This window comes from Peribacillus asahii (genome assembly GCF_003570725.1).
Lineage (GTDB): Bacteria > Bacillota > Bacilli > Bacillales > DSM-1321 > Peribacillus > Peribacillus asahii.
In genome coordinates this window covers 20,259-35,403 of the sequence record NZ_QWVS01000019.1, presented here as the reverse complement: position 1 = coordinate 35,403, position 15,145 = coordinate 20,259, and the positions used below count along the sequence as shown (strand labels likewise).

16 protein-coding genes are annotated in these 15,145 nt (G+C 37.8%); 14 read left to right on the top strand and 2 right to left on the bottom strand.

The window, feature by feature from the left end; genetic code table 11:
- The first annotated feature begins 408 nt into the window (after positions 1–408).
- A complete protein-coding gene (locus tag D1953_RS11975; RefSeq protein WP_119117424.1) occupies positions 409–750 on the top strand; it encodes a sulfite exporter TauE/SafE family protein in 342 nt (113 codons plus the stop codon).
- A gap of 132 nt (positions 751–882) precedes the next feature.
- Here the strand turns inward: D1953_RS11975 and D1953_RS11970 are convergent, their stop codons facing one another.
- The gene (locus tag D1953_RS11970; protein ID WP_245980084.1) at positions 883–1,344 is read right to left on the bottom strand and encodes a PaaI family thioesterase; all 462 of its coding nucleotides are present in this window, start codon (positions 1,342–1,344) and stop codon (positions 883–885) included.
- A gap of 711 nt (positions 1,345–2,055) precedes the next feature.
- Between D1953_RS11970 and D1953_RS11965 the strand changes: the two genes are divergently transcribed.
- From D1953_RS11965 to D1953_RS21270, 4 genes are all read left to right on the top strand, one after another.
- On the top strand, positions 2,056–2,823 hold the full coding sequence (locus tag D1953_RS11965) for a LysM peptidoglycan-binding and 3D domain-containing protein (RefSeq protein ID WP_119117422.1): 768 nt from the start codon (positions 2,056–2,058) through the stop codon (positions 2,821–2,823).
- 190 nt (positions 2,824–3,013) lie between these two features.
- On the top strand, positions 3,014–3,793 hold the full coding sequence (locus D1953_RS11960) for a hypothetical protein (RefSeq protein WP_119117421.1): 780 nt from the start codon (positions 3,014–3,016) through the stop codon (positions 3,791–3,793).
- A gap of 162 nt (positions 3,794–3,955) precedes the next feature.
- Positions 3,956–4,315, top strand: coding sequence for a hypothetical protein (locus D1953_RS11955; RefSeq protein ID WP_119117420.1), 360 nt, complete (start codon positions 3,956–3,958; stop codon positions 4,313–4,315).
- Between the two features lie 169 nt (positions 4,316–4,484).
- Positions 4,485–4,658: a hypothetical protein gene (locus D1953_RS21270; RefSeq protein WP_182480588.1), complete on the top strand. Its 174-nt coding sequence runs from the start codon at positions 4,485–4,487 to the stop codon at positions 4,656–4,658.
- 416 nt (positions 4,659–5,074) lie between these two features.
- On the opposite strand, the gene D1953_RS11950 is transcribed toward D1953_RS21270, so the two are convergent.
- On the bottom strand, positions 5,075–5,668 hold the full coding sequence (locus tag D1953_RS11950; protein WP_119117419.1) for a TetR/AcrR family transcriptional regulator: 594 nt from the start codon (positions 5,666–5,668) through the stop codon (positions 5,075–5,077).
- A 328-nt stretch (positions 5,669–5,996) separates the two neighbouring features.
- On the opposite strand from D1953_RS11950, the gene D1953_RS11945 reads away from it, so the two are divergent.
- The 9 genes from D1953_RS11945 to D1953_RS11905 all read left to right on the top strand — a co-directional run bounded on the left by D1953_RS11945 (position 5,997) and on the right by D1953_RS11905 (position 15,034).
- Positions 5,997–7,163, top strand: a complete 1,167-nt coding sequence (locus D1953_RS11945; RefSeq protein WP_119117418.1) for an acetyl-CoA C-acetyltransferase — start codon at positions 5,997–5,999, stop codon at positions 7,161–7,163.
- 165 nt (positions 7,164–7,328) lie between these two features.
- Positions 7,329–8,303 (top strand): CoA transferase subunit A, encoded by a 975-nt coding sequence (locus D1953_RS11940; RefSeq protein WP_119117417.1) that lies wholly within the window; start codon positions 7,329–7,331, stop codon positions 8,301–8,303.
- Positions 8,303–9,133 carry a CoA-transferase subunit beta gene (locus D1953_RS11935; protein ID WP_119117416.1) on the top strand — a complete coding sequence of 277 codons (831 nt, stop codon included), beginning with the start codon at positions 8,303–8,305 and terminating at the stop codon, positions 9,131–9,133. Before D1953_RS11940 ends, D1953_RS11935 begins: the two co-directional genes overlap by 1 nt.
- Before the next feature lie 548 nt (positions 9,134–9,681).
- Positions 9,682–11,094: a threonine synthase gene (gene thrC, locus D1953_RS11930; RefSeq protein ID WP_119117415.1), complete on the top strand. Its 1,413-nt coding sequence runs from the start codon at positions 9,682–9,684 to the stop codon at positions 11,092–11,094.
- Positions 11,095–11,322: 228 nt separating this feature from the next.
- Positions 11,323–11,652 (top strand): GlsB/YeaQ/YmgE family stress response membrane protein, encoded by a 330-nt coding sequence (locus D1953_RS11925; protein ID WP_245980081.1) that lies wholly within the window; start codon positions 11,323–11,325, stop codon positions 11,650–11,652.
- Positions 11,600–11,770, top strand: coding sequence for an acetone carboxylase subunit gamma (locus D1953_RS22190; RefSeq protein WP_425454271.1), 171 nt, complete (start codon positions 11,600–11,602; stop codon positions 11,768–11,770). Before D1953_RS11925 ends, D1953_RS22190 begins: the two co-directional genes overlap by 53 nt.
- Before the next feature lie 251 nt (positions 11,771–12,021).
- Positions 12,022–13,293, top strand: coding sequence for an ammonium transporter (locus D1953_RS11915; RefSeq protein ID WP_119117414.1), 1,272 nt, complete (start codon positions 12,022–12,024; stop codon positions 13,291–13,293).
- 2 nt (positions 13,294–13,295) lie between these two features.
- Positions 13,296–14,306, top strand: coding sequence for a DUF294 nucleotidyltransferase-like domain-containing protein (locus D1953_RS11910; protein ID WP_245980079.1), 1,011 nt, complete (start codon positions 13,296–13,298; stop codon positions 14,304–14,306).
- The gene (locus tag D1953_RS11905; protein WP_342769246.1) at positions 14,303–15,034 is read left to right on the top strand and encodes an exonuclease domain-containing protein; all 732 of its coding nucleotides are present in this window, start codon (positions 14,303–14,305) and stop codon (positions 15,032–15,034) included. Before D1953_RS11910 ends, D1953_RS11905 begins: the two co-directional genes overlap by 4 nt.
- The last annotated feature ends 111 nt before the right edge of the window (positions 15,035–15,145 follow it).

Below are 15,145 nucleotides of genomic sequence, written 5' to 3'. Positions count from 1 at the left end.
GGAGACTACTTCAAACGCTTACCTATTGCAACCGTTAGTTGAAGAAGGCTTAGTGACAGGGTTGCTGCTATGAACCGCAAAGTAATTTACTGTATATAGAAAATCGGTAAGTATTTAACTAACGATAGTTACCAAAAACAACGGTTTTTGTAATAACACTGTTAAAATATGCGAGTATTGATAGAGTAAGCTTTGGATTTTACCAAAAAGTATCACCAAAAGAATTACCAAATACCTTTACCACAATATTATTTTACTCTGTCTACCTTTTACTTTGCGGTCTATGACACGAACCCTGTCACTAGGCCAAGAAGAATTAGGTGAATTTAGGGTTGAGACCTTATTATAGTTATTCCATTAAAGGGCGCGATTGTTGGACAAGAAGTAAAGGAGGGATACATATTAGTCATGACTAATATGTATCCCTCCTTATTTTTTATGACTTTTTTTGATTTAGGTCTTGATAACAAAAGCCATGGGAGTGGTCAGATATATAAGTTATCTATTAAACAAGCAATTGGTTCAAGCTTAGTTATTTGTTTTCTACTATCATTTGGTAGCCTTATTATTAAATTGAGTTTTGACACCATTCAATGGAAATATGGAGTGATCTTAATTTTTGGTGGTATTTTGGGAGCACAAATAGGAGGCCGTATTAGTAAAAAATTAAATTCAATAGTATTAAAGAGAATTGCTGCTTATTCAATTATCTTAGTTAGTGTAAAATTATTTTACGATTTGTTCTTTTAATAATAAGTTACTTCATTAAGCATTTTTTGAGTATCTTGATAACGTCTTCAAGAAGAGAGGGAATGAACCCAGTATTAACATAAAAAAATTGGACTGTCTTAAGGGCAGTCCTAATCAATAACTATGTACTATTTAATTTTGTTCATCAAGTTCAATAAAATAATGATCCTTACGATAAGACACTGCCTCCATGGTTGCTATTAGATTTTGCTCATGATAAACGTCGATTCGATAGAATCCTGTACGATAATTTCGTTTAACTTCTGTTGCACGAGCTATTATTTTGTCTCCAGGTTTAGCTGATTCAATAAACTGGATGGTTGTAGAGAGCCCTAACGATGTTTTTCCAAATGCATTACAGGCTACGGAAAAAGCATGGTCAGCTAAAGCGTAAATAACTGCGCCATGGACAGTTCCATATGCATTTACCATATGGCTTTGTACTTCTAGTATTGCTTCTGCAAATCCAGCCTCAAATTTTGTTAACTGAATTCCTAATGACTGAGCATACGGATCATTTTTTACTTGTTCATAAATTTCTTCGTAGTGTTTTTCATAAATTTGATGCTCATCAATTTTTAACTTCACTATCATCTACCCCTTTGATTTATTGAATATTTTACTCCCATCACACTAACTACTTCTACTGATTTACAATAATAACCTCTTTTTTTCACTAAAATGATTTACTGGTGCCATAAGGAAAACTGCATATCACCCATTTAATCTATTTAAATTCCATCTTCTTAAAAAGTAGTTTTAAAGGTCTCCAACAGATCTTCCTTCAAATGTTACATCATATGTAGTTTAAAAAAATGATTGATGCGATTAAAGCCCTTCGAATTGTGTAAACTTGTGAATCTTGATTGCTGAACTCTATGTTGCCAGAACAGTTAGTGTATTCTTGAGCTTGTAATTTAAGTTTAACTATGTAATATCCATGTATAATTCTCAATTATATAAGGATGTTCCGAAACACCTTGTTTCCTTGTTTATAACGACATAATCTACTACAATTCTTTGAATATATCTTGTTCAGTTTCTGAAAGATGGCCTGTGTTGAATGGATGATTCAGTATAGTTAGGGCATCTAATAATCGAACTCCGCTGTTGGTTTCGTAAGTTGGATACGACGGACAGATGTGATTAATTATTCTAGTATCATTTTAAAAATTGATATCTTCCCGTTATACTTCTGTGATATCTGTCATCTATTCTTTATCTGTCTGTTCTTTGTATGGAAAATAACTATGATATGATTGAAAAAATTAACTTATCTGCTAACTTACAAGGAGGTAACAACAGATGAAAAAATCAATCTTATCGTTAGTGGCAGCGGCTGCAATATCTAGTGCATTTACTAGTCCGGTACAAGCAGAAGATATCGAATTGAAACATGGAGACACATTATGGGGGCTATCTCAAACATATAAAGCTTCAATAGAAGAAATTAAATCTTGGAACCAGTTGTCGTCAGATACAATTTATGCAGGCGAAACTTTACATATTTTCGAAGAAGTGGATTATACGGTCGAGCCGGGGGACACGCTATGGGAAATTGCGCATGAAAATGATGTCTCAGTAAATGACCTTAAGTCTTGGAACAATTTGAATTCAGATATAATCTATCCGAAACAGAACTTAGTTATGAAACCAGGGGTAAATAAAGTTAAGGCAGAGAATGTAGAGCCTGAAACGAAATCAGAACAAGCTGTACCAGCTAATACAGCGGAACAAGAAAAAACAGTATCAAAAAGTGAGACTACGAATCAATCAGATATAGAAAAAGAAATCATCGTGAGAGCAACGGCATATACTGCTGATTGTGAAGGGTGTATTGGGACTACAGCTACAGGTGTCGACTTAAAATCGAATCCGGATGCAAAAGTAATAGCAGTTGACCCATCTGTCATCCCGCTTGGATCGAAAGTGTATGTGGAGGGCTATGGCTATGCAACAGCCGAGGATACAGGGAGTGCTATAAAAGGAAATAGAGTAGATGTCTTTATTCCTAATGAGCAAGATGCTTTAAATTGGGGAGTTAAAAAGGTAAAAGTGCAAGTGTTGGATTAACTCATCCATATAATTGATTGTGTAGAAGATATCTTCTACGTCGATTTCAACTTATTAAATCGACATAAGAATGTTTATTTGAATACGCTGTTGAAATTTTTGTGACGAGGTACAAAAATGATTCATTTTTCAGAATGATGTTACTTAACATGACATGATGTGGCGTAATAAGAGGGGAAGGCGGAACATTGTGAACACAGATCAAGTATTTGAGCTGTTACAGGATGCGGGAGTATCAGAAAGTACTAGCATTCAAACTGTGAGACGTTGGCTGCGTGAAGGGAAAATTAAATATGAGGGAGGAAAAAGGAGTAGAGAAACTGTCTGCATAATTGATGACACAGATCAAGCGTTTGACCTGTTAAAAGACGCAGGAGTATCAGAAAGTATTAGTAACCAAATAGTGAGACGTTGGTTACATGAAGGCAGGATTAAATACGAAGGAAGCAGAAACAAGAAAACCGATTACATAGTTGATGATACAACCTCAAAGCTGTTTATTGATGATTGTACTAATCAAAATATGGATGAAATGATCCACCGATTAACACTAAAAATACAAGCACAAGAAAAGCATATAGAAGGACTGGAAGAACTTCATGAGAATGCAAAGCACAGAATAATCGAGCAAAGAGATAAGTTGAAAAAAGAAGTAGCCACTTTAAAGAATAAGGAAAATAAATTACAAAGTGAAATAAGGAATTTAGTGAAACAAAATATTGAATTACGTAATGAATTAAAAAAATTAAAAGAGAGCAAAGGAGACCATTACACTCTCACCTCCAGCACTCAATTAAATAATTATAGTAAAAAATTAGGGCTTTCAAAAATGGCGAGTAATAAAGAAGTGTTGGCAGAATATAAAGGGTTATTAAAAATAACTCATCCAGACCAAGGCGGTAATGCAAAGTTATTTCATTACATTAAGACGGATTACGATAATTTTAGAAATAGTACTAAAGATAAATGATGATTACGTTTATAAAACATCAGTGCCTGTCCCCGACGACATTAAAGCGTCAACGAATGAAGGGGACAGGCTTCTTGTAGTAGATTGTGTTGCTGGTGTTAAAGTATTGTCTCAAAACATACACTCTTCATAGTAATTATTAGACATTGAGGAGATGAAGAAATGAACTTCGAGATGGAAATAGGGAAACTGTTGGCTGAAAATATAGATGGTTTTGTAAAATTTGTTCATAAACATTATCAAAATAAAAAAAACAGCTTGATTTTAAATCGAGATAAATTATATCAAGTAAAACTTCTTGTTGAGGAGTTTAAATTCCAAATATTAGCGGATGAACTTCTGAGAATAAACCGGTTTATTTGGAATGAAGAGTACACGTATTTATTAGTTAATAGATTTAGGAAAGGGCTAAGTATTATTAATGAATACGTAGAAAATAACTACGATGATTTATTCATTCTTACTGCGAGACTTCACACATTAAAGAGCCTCAGCTTATCATTTGGCAATAATACAGAATAACAGCGTAAGTTTATTCCGTATAAATGATATCCCCGTTTCTTTTATGCTTTCTATCAGCGTCCTCCTTTTTATCGCTTTCTTTTTCCCTCCCTCGAACTAATAATTTGTAGGAATTTTATTTTCATTTGTGCAGATACTATGTTTGAAATTAGTATAGGGAGGGTTACATATGGGAAAAGCTAAACAATACGTTGATCAAAGTATGTCATCTGTACAGGATACGGTTAACACATTGCAACAAGCGCTTAGTTCTGTAGAAAAACCAGACAACAAAGAAAAGATTGAACAAGCCATTAACTCACTTAATTCTGCACAGCAACAATTATCTAAGTATCAAGATTAGTAAGAATGCACATTGATTGTGCATTTAAACCTGTTGAAAACACTTTATTCTAATTTCTTAGAGTAAAGTGTTTTTTCATTTTCCTGTACCAGTATTAATCAGGCTTTTTTAGGAACTTTTTCAAAATGGAAGAAGCACGAAAGTATAACAAGCGTACACCATTCGATATTCTTGGCATCACTCAAGAATATGCGATGGGACTTCACCAAGAGGTATAAAAATACAGAATGAAGAAATTTTTATTTAGGTATGTTCAAAACGTATCTATCCTAGTCCTTTTTATAAAAACCGAGTTCGATGACTTTGGCATCGAACTCGGTTTTTTAAATTGATGGCTATGACCTTATAGATAGACTTTTTAAGTATCTACTCTATAGAGTACATTGTATTTCGGAATGGTGCTGTTTTTTATTAAATTATGCTTTTATTCCATCCAATACAGTGTGTATAATCTTTTGATTTTCCAGTAAAAGGTCAAAATTATCATGGCCGATACACCAATCGAAAAGTGTTCCGCGCATGCATCGTGTGATGATTATGGTGATTTCTTCGGGGGAAAGATCTTTTTTGAATTCTCCTTTTTTTTGCCCTTCGCTTACAAACTGATGGACTATTTTAAAGATAGCTCTGTTTTGACTCAAAAAGTAATTGTTATTGGGTGAAGCGTTTGTATACAGGGTTCGAAACAGATCCTTTCCCCAATAATCTCTGAGATAAACCATTTGCAATTCAGAAAGCTGCCGCAATTTTTCACTGGCATCTGTTTCTTCAGGCAAAGACTGAGTAAACTCCCAATAAACCTCGTCAATCTCTTTAAATTTTTCAAAGAAAATTTCGTATTTAGATTTAAAGTGTGTGTAAAATGCCCCTTTTGATGTACCACTCAGTTTAACTATTTCATCAACGGTTGTATCGTCGAAGGATTTTTTGCTAAAAAGCTCTAAAGCCGCTTCCAGAATCTTTTTTCTTGTTTTTCTGGCTTTTATTTGTCTGGGGGTTAAATCTGACATCTATGAATCTCCTTAATTAAACAAAAAATGTGTTTGTTATCCTATAATTCATAATTTTAACATAAACAAGCTAATTTATGGAATTAAGAAAGAAAATTTTAAAACTTAAGGGCTCTTTGAAGCTGGCCAAATTGTCAGTGGAATATCTACATAAATCTTTAGGATTGTATGGAAGTACGGTGCTTTTATTTGAAGATTTTGAAAGATATTGACAGTTTAAAACATTTGAAATAAAATTTAACAAACAGACCATAGTCTGGGACTGCAGTCTGAGACTCTAGTCCTTTGATTTATTTTTTCAAAATCGCTTTTACGAGGAAGTGGTAAAATGGGGAAAACAGTAATTGTCAGTGCGGCCAGAACTCCCTTTGGGAAATTTGGAGGAGCTTTAAAGAATTTGCAGGCTGTTGACCTTGGCGGGGTTGCGATAAAAGAAGCGTTGGTTCGAGCCGGAGTTGAAGGAGATCAGGTGGATGAAGTAATCATGGGGATGGTTCTTCAGGGAGGAGCGAAGCAAATTCCCTCAAGACAGGCAGCAAGAATCGCGGGATTACCCTGGGAAGTTCAAACGGAAACGATTAATAAAGTGTGCGCTTCAGGCCTTCGCAGCGTAACATTAGCAGACCAAATCCTTCGTGCCGGTGACGCTGATGTTATTGTGGCAGGCGGAATGGAGAGCATGAGTAACGCACCTTACATATTGAAAAATGCACGTTGGGGTATGCGTATGGGGGACGGTAAGGTAGTCGATTTGGGACTTACCGATGCTTACGATGGACAGCATATGGCCGTTCATGGCAGTAATGTTGCTGCTGAATATGAGATTTCACGTGAAGCGCAGGATAACTGGGCATTGCGCAGCCAGCAGCGCGCGATTGAAGCAATTGAGGCAGGTAAATTTAATGAAGAGATTGTGCCTGTAGCTGTGCCGCAGCGTAAGGGAGAACCAATTTTAGTAAATAAAGATGAAGCACCGCGTGAGACAACATTCGAACAATTGAAAAAACTGCCTCCGGTTTTCACTAAAGACGGATCCATTACAGCAGGGAATGCACCTGGTATAAATGACGGTGCGGGTGCCATGATTTTGATGTCGGAGGAGAAAGCAGCCGAGCTGGGTAAAACGCCGCTAGCCGTCATTCTTGGGCATGCCGCGGTAGGACAGGAAGCTCCTTACATTGCTATAACTCCAGGCCTCGCAATAAATAAGTTGCTGAAAAAAACAGGATATACTATAGATCAAATTGATTCATTTGAGGTAAATGAAGCGTTTGCAGCTGTGACTCTCACGAGTGAGAAAATTGCTGGATATGATCTCGAGAAGGTAAATGTAAACGGTGGAGCGGTTGCCTTCGGATATCCGATTGGTGCAAGCGGAGCGCGGATTATAATGACGCTGATTTATGAACTGCGCCGGCGCGGCGGCGGTCTCGGTATTGTAGCAATCTGTTCTGGAGCTGCACAGGGCGACGCTATTCTCATTGAAGTACGATAAAGAAATTTGAATTTATGAAGGCACCAATGAGATTCAGAGATTAGTCATTTCAAAATATTTGTTGGGAGATTAATCAAAGGCCCAAAACACTCAACCAAAAAACGCAGGGCAAACGGTGTCAGTGTAATTTTTTATAGACAACAATAGATAGGGGGAGAAAGAAGTATGCGGGACAAGAGATATTCTTTAAAAGAAGCTGTGCAAATGATCCAAGATGGCAGCATGATTACCTTTAGCGGATTTACCATTTGGCGGCGTCCAATGGCCGCAATCTATGAAATGCTGCGCCAGGAGAAAAGAAATCTTCATTTAATAGAGGTTAATTCGGGAACACATACGGAAATGTTGATGGGGGCCGGTGCTGTCTCCATTTGGGAATCTTGCTGGAACGGCCATGAACTTTACGGGAAAGTGCCTTATTGTATGGACCGAAAAATAAAATCAGGCGAAATAATCGTTGAAGATTACAGCCACCAGCATATCCTGTATCGAATGCAGGCAGGAGCAGCTGGAGTTCCGTATCTCCCAACATGGGCCTCAAGGGGTACGGACATTTTGAATCCGGAATATGATATGCTCGGCAAAGCAGGCTTAAGGGACGGAAAGAACCCGCGCATTCCTTTTCAAAAGTTTGGGTATGCACCTGATCCGTTCTACAATGAAGGCGAAATTATTCTTGTACCGGCGGCAAGGCCGGACGTATGTATCATTCACGCCCAGCAGGTGGGGGAAGAGGGCACGGTACGTGTGATGGGACAAACCTTCTCCGATGAACAGGCCGCTAAAGCAGCGGATAAAGTCATTGTCATTGCCGAGGAGATTGTTCCGGAGTCCTATCTGAGAGAGGATCCTGATCGCAATCTGCTCCCGAGCTATATAGTCGATGCGATTGTTGAAGCTCCATGGGGGGCGCACCCAACCGGTATGTACGGCTGCTATGATGTGGATGGTGCGTTTATCAGTGATTTTGCAACCGCCTCTAAAACAGAGTCCGGAACGCAAGACTGGCTTGACGAATGGGTTTACGGGGTCGGAAGCCATGAGGAATATCTGGATAAACTGAATGTTTCCCGCCTGATGAACCTGAGGACGAACAGTTTTTACAAATATAGCACTCGTGCAAAAAGGGGGAGTAATTAATGGAAAAGGTACTAGTACAGAATAAAATGTATGCAGCCCCTGGTGAATATACTGCTGCCGATTTGCTTGCCGTGGCTGCAGCCAGGGAAGTAAATAACGATGAGGTTGTTTTTGCCGGTACCGGGCTTCCGGTGCTGGCGGTCATGCTGGCTGCTCAAACTACCGCACCTGATTGTAAGGTTATTTACGAAGCGGGGACGATTGGATCCAGAAGTACTTCTCTGCCTTCGTCTGTTGGGGACCCTCGCTGCGTGGAAGGTTGTTCGATTGCCTCCGGTTTACTGGATGTTTTTGACCAGTTGCAAAGAGGAAGAGTGGATCTCGCTTTTTTGGGCGGAGCAGAAATTGATCAGTATGGAAATGTGAATACGACCGTTGTCGGTGATTACTTAAATCCTGACATGCGCTTCCCGGGCAGCGGTGGAAATAATGATATTAATTCGCTGGCAAAACGTACCGTTTTTATCATGGTTCAGGAAAAACGCCGTTTTAAAGAAGAAGTCGACTATCTCACTTCTCCGGGCTGGCGTGTCCGCCAATGGCCTTCCGGTGAGTGGATGCACCGCCGTGAGGCCTATGGCAAAAAGTTTTTAGGTGGTCCATCCGCTGTAATTTCGAACATGGCGGTGTACCGCTTTGATGAGGAAACTGGGAGGATGTATGTAGACACTTTGCACCCAGGAATTACCGAAGAGATTCTCCAGGAAAACACTGGTTTTACTCTTGATTTCTCACGCTGCCGCGGTGAAACATTGCCTCCGACACATGCAGAACTGGATATTCTTTATGAAGTCGTTGATCCTGAAGGAATCTTTCTTCCAAAGAAATAAGGAAAATGCTATGTGCTGCAGGGCTGGCGGCAGCAGGATATAGATAGAGGAAACACAGGGAAAACGGATAAACGTTGAACGCGTCGAACAAGCACTTCAGCTTAGTCCAACAATGATTTAGAAGTAATTGTCCCTGCGTAAAGATCAGGTCAAAACAATGGATATTGTAGAAATTTCGGGAAAATATTTACATTAGAAAAAGAAATTAAGAGTAATAATGTTTGGTGTGCACTTGCATGATGAATGCGAGTGCTTTTTTCTTTAAAGAAGATCGTTTGGGAACTTAATAAAAGCATAGGTGTTGATATTGCTAAATCACTGTTGTTAACTAACCTATTCCCATCGAGCTAACAATGTAAATGACTAGTTGCGAAATCATTCCTGTTTCAAACGAAAAAATGCAAGTAATAGGGTTATTATCGAACTGTTGAAAGAACAATATGAAGAATAAAGAAGTCTGATATTTCAGCTAATATTTCAATTATATATTGACTCACGGCGAATTCTAGGTGAGGATAGTAATAAATTATATTTTTTTGGAGGATGTTATGAAATATATTAGTACACGTGGTAATGTAAGTAAAATTGGTTTTATTGATACAGTCTTAATGGGATTGGCAACAGATGGAGGACTTTTAGTTCCAGAAAAAATCCCACAAATTCCTGTAGAAAAGCTGCAGGCAATGTCTCAGTTAACTTATCCTGAATTAGCATATGAAATCATTTCCTATTATGTTGATGGGGAAATTCCAGAAAATGAACTTAAGGAATTAATCGAGAAAAGCTATGGAACCTTCCGCCATTCTGAGGTAACTCCAGTTCAAAAGGTAAAGGATAACATGTATGTGTTAGAACTGTTCCATGGACCAACCTTTGCTTTTAAAGATGTTGCTCTGCAATTTTTAGGAAACTTGTATTCTTATATAGCAAAGAAAACAGGTGTAACCATCAACATTCTTGGTGCTACTTCAGGGGATACAGGTGCATCAGCTATTGAGGGTGTAAGAGGAAAAGAAGGCATTCGTATATGTATTTTGCATCCTCATGGAAAAGTAAGTAAGGTGCAAGAATTGCAAATGACGACTGTTCATGACGAAAGTGTGTTAAATTTAGCAATAAAAGGAACGTTTGATGATGGGCAAAGAATCATCAAGGAATTATTTGCGGATTTGGAATTCAAAAATAAATATCATCTGCGTGCCATTAATTCCATTAACTTTGCTCGTATTTTAGCGCAAACTGTTTATTATTTCTATGCGTACTTCCAAGTCGCAAAAGAGAAAGACATAGAGAGCCTCAACTTCAGTGTGCCAACAGGAAATTTTGGGGACATTTTTGCCGGTTATTTGGCGAAGAGAATGGGTCTTCCAGTTGGTAAGCTTATTGTTGCAACGAATGAGAATAATATTTTAGAACGTTTTATCAAGGATGGAGTGTACGAGCCTAGTGAATTCCGCAGTACATACAGTCCTTCTATGGATATTCAAGTAGCAAGTAACTTTGAGCGTTATCTGTACTACTTGCTTGATGAAGATGCCGGTGCAGTAACTGCCTTAATGAATCAATTCAAAACAGAAGGAAAAATTGTTGTGAATGAGGAGCAGCTTCGTCAGGTAAAAGCGGATTTTGCAGCATACGGAGTAGAGGGAGAAGAATGCCTGCAAACTATCAGCAAGTACTATGCTGAAACTGATTATTTACTTGATCCACATACTTCTTGTGGAGTTGCTGCTTATGAAACTTGTAATGCTCCTAGTGAAGTATGTGTTACACTTGCAACAGCACATCCAGCAAAATTCAATGAATCCATTGAACTTTGTAATATTGAACAGACATTCCCTGAACAAATTAGTAAATTGTTTGATAAACCGCAATACCTGGAAGTTGTCGAGGCGGCCAATGATGAAATTGTTCGTAAACTAGAGAAACATTTTAGTTCTGCTCAATTAAATGTGAAATAACATTTTAACTTAAATTCGGTAAAAACAAATGGAAGAGATTTGTTTAGATTTCTCTAATTGGAATGAAATGGACGTAAGAGAAGAGTGTATAGCCCTGTTGTGATAATCTGAATGATTGCATAAGAATGAATTAAATAAATCTAACGATAAAGAGCTCAGTCTTCACTGAGCTCTTTATCGTTATAGCGGCATTAGGAATAATACTATGTATGAAGAAGGGGGACTTATATGTTTGTGAGGACCCTTTTTCCACTCGAACATTTAGTACAAGGCTTGCATACGATGGGAAAGAGGGGTGTTGGAATGAGTGTTATTACCTTTATTCTTTCTGTTATTATTGCGATGATAATTGGTACGGTTGCCGATAAGATATCACCTTTTGATATGCCAGGAGGCTGGGTTGGAGCTATAGTAGCTGGTTTCATAGGAGCCTGGATTGGTCCGCTCTTATTTGGGACATGGGGTCCTATGGTAGCAGGCTTTTCGTTAGTTCCCGCCCTAATTGGTGCCATTATTGTTGTTATTGTTGCAGGTATCATTGCCAAGCTTTTTGATTAGCTTTGTGTTGGAAGAAGAACCGGTAACGCCTTGGTATCCGATTTTAAAAGACTTTGAGTTGGATATGGATGCTTTTTATAGTGAGCGGCTGAATCGGCCGCTGCCACAAGTGAAATAGGACGGAGAATGGACGACGGTGAATACCGTCGTCTAATGTTTTCTGTCATAAAACTTATTTAGATCCATAACTAAACTACATAGAAGAAGTTAAAGAAGGAGAGTGAATAGGTTGTTCGTTTATAGGGGGAATATTTTTGTGTAATTTGTTTGTTAGAAAATCTGACATAACACTTGATGTTACGTTTCCTTACATTTATACTTTGAAATATATTACAAGATTAACAGAAACAGAAAAGGAGATGAGTGGAATTGGATGCTATAGTTTTAATGGATAATCTGTGGGTAATCATTGGTACAATTTTAGTTTTCTTTATGTTAGGTGGATTCATATTACTTGAAGCTGGTTCAACTAGAATGAAGAATGCTGGTCACATTGCCGGTAAGACAATTTTCACTGCAGGAATTGGAGCTTTAGTTTTCTGGGCTGTCGGATATGGTTTTATTTATGGAGAAGGTAATGCATTTATAGGATTATCAAATTTCTTTTACGGTGATGCCTCGACGGTTGAGGAAGGGTTAGCTCCCGCTGTGGATTTTATGTTCCAAATGATGTTTGCTTTAGTCTCTCTAACAATTGCATTTGGTGGTTTCGCTGAACGTGCAAAATTATCTGCTTATGTTATTTTTGCCATTTTATTCTCGGCACTTGTTTATCCTGTCGTTGCTCACTGGATTTGGGGTGGCGGTTGGTTAGGTGAACATGGTAAACAAGACTTCGCTGGTTCTACAGTTGTTCATTTAACAGGTGCAATGGCTGCTTTAGCTGCTACAATGATCTTAAAGCCGCGTATTGGTAAATACAATAAAGACGGCTCATCAAATGATATTGCTGGTCATAACCAAGTTTTTACTGCGTTAGGTGTTCTGATTTTATGGGTAGGTTGGTTTGGATTTAACGGTGGTAGTACATTTGGAGTTGCAGATGCATTCTTTGGTTTTGTTTCTTTAAATACACAATTAGCTGCTGGTGCTGGAGCAGTTGCTGCGATGTTTATCGCTTGGGTAGTAACGGGTAAAGCTGATATTCCAACAACATTAAATGGTGCATTAGCAGGTCTTGTTGCCATTACTGCATCTTGTGGATTCGTTGAACCTTGGGCAGCAGTTGTGATCGGTTTAGTTGGTGGACTTATGGTCTTCTATAGTATGAAATTGTTTGATAAAGCGAAGATTGACGATCCGATTTTTGCATTATCCGTTCACGGTACAGTTGGTGTGTGGGGGACACTTTCTAATGGACTATTTGCAGTACCTGCACTTTCAACAGATATTGACTGGGGCCAAGCGGGATTATTCTACGGTGGCGGCTTTACACAATTAGGTGTTCAAGCAATGGGTGTAGCGGCATCAGGTGTATACGCATTTGTTGTTTCATACATTATCTTAAAAGTGATGAATGCAGTTATGGGAGGTATCCGTGTTACTGAAGAAGAAGAAATCATTGGACTTGATTTAAGTGAACACGGAAGTTATGGTTATCCAGAAAGCATGCCTGAGCATAAAGAAAAAGCAGGTGTATAAAAATGGTTGTTGTTAACCATTCAGATAATGATGAGTTTGAAGCGTATATAAACTGCTATCTTGAAATGAGACAGTGGCGAGATGAACATATTCATGAAGTTTGGGAGAATCCAATAGCTCTTAATCAATTTCATGATAGGTTAATTAAGAAAACTGTTCAAAAAGCAATCGAGAAAGTAGAAAGTGAGCTTGGGCCAGCCCCGGCTCACTTTGCTTTCTTTATAATGGGTAGTGGCGGAAGGTCTGAACAATCTATTTGGAGTGATCAAGACCACGGTATTATTTTTGCAGGAAACGAAGGATTTAAATCCTATTTTTTAAGGATGGGAGAAGAAATCTCTAAGGGGTTAAGTGTAGTTGGTTATGAATTGTGTGATGGAAAGGTTATGTCATCAAACCCTAAATGGTGCAATTCAGTCGCTTCTTGGGAACGGCAAATTAGCAATTGGTTGAATGAGGCAAGCTGGGAATCTCTCCGGTATTTTTCTACCTTCTTTGATTCGCGTGTTTTAATAGGAGAGGATGGTTTTCTATTAAGATTAAAAGAACATGCATTTAACCATTTGAAGAAAGATCCTTACTTATATATTCGTTTATTTGAAAATATCCGTCATATGAAGAAAGGACTCGGTATTCTTGGGCAGTTTCTACCGGATTCTTTTGGTAAGAAAACAAGGTGTATTAATATGAAGGAAGTAATCTTTTTTCCATATATCAATTCTTTGCGCTTGCTTTCATTGAAAGAGGGAATTTTTACTCCGTCTACTTTAGCCCGTTTTCAACAGCTGCCTAATCGTTATAATAATATCAAAAAATATCAAGTTGATTTTGAAAAGCTATTACACTTACGTCTTTACTTTAAAAAGCAGTCGAAAAGTTATGAGGATGTTCATCTCTTACATGTGGATTCTTTAACAAAATCGGAAAAGCAAGAGCTTAAACAGATTATGAAGCATGGCTATAGGCTGTTTACTGAAACAAAACATATTATTAATAAAGGGTGTTCATCATGATGAATCCGATGGTTCGCTTTATTAAACAATTGTCTGGAAAGCTAAGTCCGAGTATGTACACATCTGTTGCACATCAAACTGATCCGGCAAGCATAGCGTTTCTCAGACAGCTTCAGAGGGATGTGAAAGCTAAAGATGTTTTGCAGATACCTTTTTCAGAATTAAAGGTAACGGTATTTGATTTAGAAACGACAGGCTTTCATCCACAAAAAGGGGATGAAATTTTATCCATTGGTGCTGTTAAAATGGTTGGTGATCAAGTTATGGAAGATGAAACGTATTATTCTTTAGTGAATTGTAATGAGCCACTTTCAGAACATGTTAAAAATTTAACGGGTATTTGTGAAGGTGAACTTGCTGAAGCTCCTTCGTTAGAACAAGTGCTAAAAGAATTCTATCAATTTATTGAAAGTCAGCCTCTCGTTGCTCATCATGCCAATCATGAAAAAAGTTTTATGCAGCATGCCACATCTTCTGTTTTAAAGCTGAATTTTCAGCATCGTATTATGGATACGTCTTTTTTAACGAAGGTCGTGGTGCCTAAAAAAGATTTAATTACTTTAGATGATTGCTGTAACCATTTTGGCATTTCCATTGAAAAAAGACACCATGCATTACATGATGCCATTGGAACTGCCAAGCTATGGGCAGAGGGTGTTCGTTTAACCCAACAACTAGGTTTTTCTAATTTGTCAGATGTATATGCTCATTTAGCAAAAATAAGCTAACGGTTATAGTCAGGCACCTTTGACATATATGATTCAAGGTGCTTTTTTTAGTTGAAACTTAAGATATACATATATTTATATTATTTTAGGTGAGGTACATAAAAAATTCAG

Excerpts from the sequence above, each read along its gene's own strand:
- D1953_RS11975 (WP_119117424.1), top strand. The coding sequence starts at position 409 with ATGACTAATATGTATCCCTCCTTATTTTTTATGACTTTTTTTGATTTA.
- D1953_RS11970 (WP_245980084.1), bottom strand. The coding sequence starts at position 1,344 with ATGATAGTGAAGTTAAAAATTGATGAGCATCAAATTTATGAAAAACAC.
- D1953_RS11965 (WP_119117422.1), top strand. The coding sequence starts at position 2,056 with ATGAAAAAATCAATCTTATCGTTAGTGGCAGCGGCTGCAATATCTAGT.
- D1953_RS11955 (WP_119117420.1), top strand. The coding sequence starts at position 3,956 with ATGAACTTCGAGATGGAAATAGGGAAACTGTTGGCTGAAAATATAGAT.
- D1953_RS21270 (WP_182480588.1), top strand. The coding sequence starts at position 4,485 with ATGGGAAAAGCTAAACAATACGTTGATCAAAGTATGTCATCTGTACAG.
- D1953_RS11950 (WP_119117419.1), bottom strand. The coding sequence starts at position 5,668 with ATGTCAGATTTAACCCCCAGACAAATAAAAGCCAGAAAAACAAGAAAA.
- D1953_RS11945 (WP_119117418.1), top strand. The coding sequence starts at position 5,997 with ATGGGGAAAACAGTAATTGTCAGTGCGGCCAGAACTCCCTTTGGGAAA.
- D1953_RS11940 (WP_119117417.1), top strand. The coding sequence starts at position 7,329 with ATGCGGGACAAGAGATATTCTTTAAAAGAAGCTGTGCAAATGATCCAA.
- D1953_RS11935 (WP_119117416.1), top strand. The coding sequence starts at position 8,303 with ATGGAAAAGGTACTAGTACAGAATAAAATGTATGCAGCCCCTGGTGAA.
- thrC (WP_119117415.1), top strand. The coding sequence starts at position 9,682 with ATGAAATATATTAGTACACGTGGTAATGTAAGTAAAATTGGTTTTATT.
- D1953_RS11925 (WP_245980081.1), top strand. The coding sequence starts at position 11,323 with ATGTTTGTGAGGACCCTTTTTCCACTCGAACATTTAGTACAAGGCTTG.
- D1953_RS11910 (WP_245980079.1), top strand. The coding sequence starts at position 13,296 with ATGGTTGTTGTTAACCATTCAGATAATGATGAGTTTGAAGCGTATATA.
- D1953_RS11905 (WP_342769246.1), top strand. The coding sequence starts at position 14,303 with ATGATGAATCCGATGGTTCGCTTTATTAAACAATTGTCTGGAAAGCTA.